The sequence below is a fragment of the Blautia sp. HCP3S3_B11 genome (assembly GCF_052064435.1).
GTDB lineage: Bacteria > Bacillota > Clostridia > Lachnospirales > Lachnospiraceae > Blautia_A.
Genome location: NZ_JBQHVP010000043.1, coordinates 1 through 2,735, shown reverse-complemented (window position 1 = coordinate 2,735; position 2,735 = coordinate 1). Strand labels below are relative to the sequence as shown.

3 protein-coding genes are annotated in these 2,735 nt (G+C 45.7%); all 3 read left to right on the top strand.

What is annotated here, in order from left to right; genetic code table 11:
- Window positions 1–126 precede the first annotated feature (126 nt).
- The 3 genes from tnpA to tnpC all read left to right on the top strand — a co-directional run bounded on the left by tnpA (window position 127) and on the right by tnpC (window position 2,694).
- Entirely contained in the window at window positions 127–543 is a 417-nt protein-coding gene (tnpA, locus tag ACTNC0_RS18100; protein WP_441088476.1) for an IS66 family insertion sequence element accessory protein TnpA, read from the top strand.
- The gene (gene tnpB, locus ACTNC0_RS18095) at window positions 537–875 is read left to right on the top strand and encodes an IS66 family insertion sequence element accessory protein TnpB (protein ID WP_441088475.1); all 339 of its coding nucleotides are present in this window, start codon (window positions 537–539) and stop codon (window positions 873–875) included. The genes tnpA and tnpB overlap by 7 nt, the downstream gene beginning before the upstream one ends.
- 142 nt (window positions 876–1,017) lie before the next feature.
- A complete protein-coding gene (gene tnpC, locus ACTNC0_RS18090) occupies window positions 1,018–2,694 on the top strand; it encodes an IS66 family transposase (protein WP_441088474.1) in 1,677 nt (558 codons plus the stop codon).
- The last annotated feature ends 41 nt before the right edge of the window (window positions 2,695–2,735 follow it).

Sequence of the window (2,735 nt, the reverse complement as noted above, 5' to 3'; positions counted from 1 at the left end):
GTAAGCGCTTAATTCTTGGGTAGATAGACATTTGCCTAATTCAAGCTCATAATGATGATAGTAAATAGATTTTTACTACAGTCCATGGATAGGAAATAGAAATTCACTACATTTGGAGGTTTCATTATGAGCAATAAACGTACTCCAGGGCGTTCCCTGGATGAATGGATGGAACTGGTAAATGAGTGCAGGCAGAGCGGATTGACGGATGCTGCGTGGTGTAATGAACATGGGATTTCTCCCAGTTGTTTTTATAATGCAGTTACCCGTCTGCGCAAGAGAGCCTGCCAGATACCGGATCCAGTTGGAAAAGCCAGCACTCTTGATCTTATATCCCATAAACAAGATGTGGTTCAGATTGCCATAGAACCGGAGATTTCTCCGGAAGAACTGATTCCTAATGGAAGAAACAGTCCTATGCACCTTGACAATTCACATACGATTGAAATCGAAGCGAAAGGATTGCTGATACGCATGAGCAATACCATTCAGCCAACTCTCCTGAAAGTTTTGATGGATGCACTGAAGGAGCCTTTATGTTAGCGGATATCTCAAATGTTGATGCCATCTATATCGTCTGTGGCAGGACAGATATGCGTAAATCTATTGATGGGCTGTGTGCGATCATCCAGGATCAGTTCTCCATGGAGATTGACCATGCACTCTATCTTTTTTGCGGGCGTAAATGCGACCGCATCAAAGCAATCTTAAAAGAGCCTGATGGTATTGTCATGATCTACAAAAGACTGACAGCACAGGGTTCTTACAGATGGCCCAGGGATAAATCAGAAGTCCGGAACCTGACATGGCGTGAGTTTGACTGGCTGATGTCCGGCATTGATATTGAACAGCCAAAGGCGATCAAGACCTCGTGATCTCAGCATAAAAACATGCACATAAATGCAGGTATTTCCCTTGCTTTTTCGGCATTTTTCAGTCAATGAATCTCCCTGTTTTACTGGGAAATTCCCCTGTTTTCTGATATAATGAAGACAGTAAAAACAGGAGGAAAAAGCAGTGGCAGACAGTTCCAAAGATATCCAGCTCCGTGAGCTGAAAGATATGATCACCGATCTGAAAAAGATGATAAAAACGCTTCAGGCAACTGTCGATGCTGCCAATAAACGGGAAGAAGCCCTGACACAGGAAAGGGACAACCTGAAAGACGAAGTGGCTCTTCTGCGTAAAAAACTCTTTGGCTCTTCCAGCGAGAAACGTACTCTTGATATCCCGGGCCAGCTGAACCTTTTCAATGAAGCAGAAATGGAACAGGACCCGGCTGCAGCCAAGGCAGAAGAACTGGAGGCGTCCATTCCAGATAAAACAGGAAAGAAACGGAAAGCCAGGACTACAGATGCAGAGCGTTTCAAAGGGATCCCTGTCCAGAAGAAATATCTGGATCTTGCTGACGGGGAGAAAGTCTGTCCAGTCTGCAATACTGCATTGGAAGAGATCGGAGAAGAGTTTGTCCGCCGCGAACTGGTTTTTATCCCGGCAAAACTGAAGGTGTATGAGTACTACAGTAAAAACTATACATGCCCTGAATGCAGCAAACGTGACCTTCCCGTGATAAAAAAAGGAAAAGATGGAAAACCCCATATGCTCTATGGGATGGCGTCTGCAGGTACGGTCGCATGGGTGATGTATCAGAAGTTCTGCAATGGGCTTCCGTACTGTCGTCAGGAAAAAGACTGGAAACAGTATGGTGCCGCCATTACAAGGGCAACCATGGCTAACTGGGTGATTCATAATTCTGAAGCATTTTTTCTTCCAATGTATGAGTACTTTCACCGGAAACTTCTGGAAAGAGGATTTGCAATGGCAGATGAAACGCCCCTGCAGGTACTCCATGAACCGGGACGCCGTGCACAGACAAAATCTTACATGTGGCTTTTCCGCAGTGGTGAAGATGGCGGCCCTCCGATCATCCTCTATAAATACTCGGAGACCCGTGCAGGGGACAATGCGGTGGACTTCCTTCATGGATTTAAAGGCTATCTGATGTGTGATGGCTACAGCGGATACAACAAAGTCCCTGACGCAAAACGGACAGCCTGCTGGGCACATATCAGGAGATATCTGACAGATGCCATTCCCAAAGGGAAGGAACTGGACTACGCCCAGCCTTCCGTGCAGGGTATCATGTATATCAATCAGCTCTTCCATCTGGAAGATGTGATCAAGGCAAAGTACACTTCCTTCGATGCTATCAAAAAGGCCCGTCTTGAGAAAGAAAAGCCGATAGTGGAAGGCTTTTTGTCGTGGCTTGATAAGCAGTCACCTGTCCGCGGATCCAGAATGGATAAGGCAGTGACGTACATCCAGAACCGTCGTTCCTATCTTACAACCTATCTGGAAGACGGACGGTGCAGTTTTTCCAACAATCTCAGCGAGATCGCCATCCGGCCATTTACAGTCGGCCGCAAAAACTGGCTGTTTTGTGATACTCCTAATGGAGCCCAGGCCAGTGCTGTCGTATACACGATGGTAGAAATGGCAAAAGCAAATGGAGTAAATGTCTATCACTATCTGACTTATCTGCTTGAGAAACTTCCAAATGATAAGATGAGTGATGAAAAGTTGGAACTCCTGGCACCATGGAATGAAAACGTGCAAGAAGAAATCAAACGTCGTGCGAACGGCCAGAATCAATCATATGTGAATTGTCAAAGTTCTCCGGCTGCTGAAAAGTAGCCGGGTATTTTTCTATCAACGGCTGAAAATTAAGCGCTTAC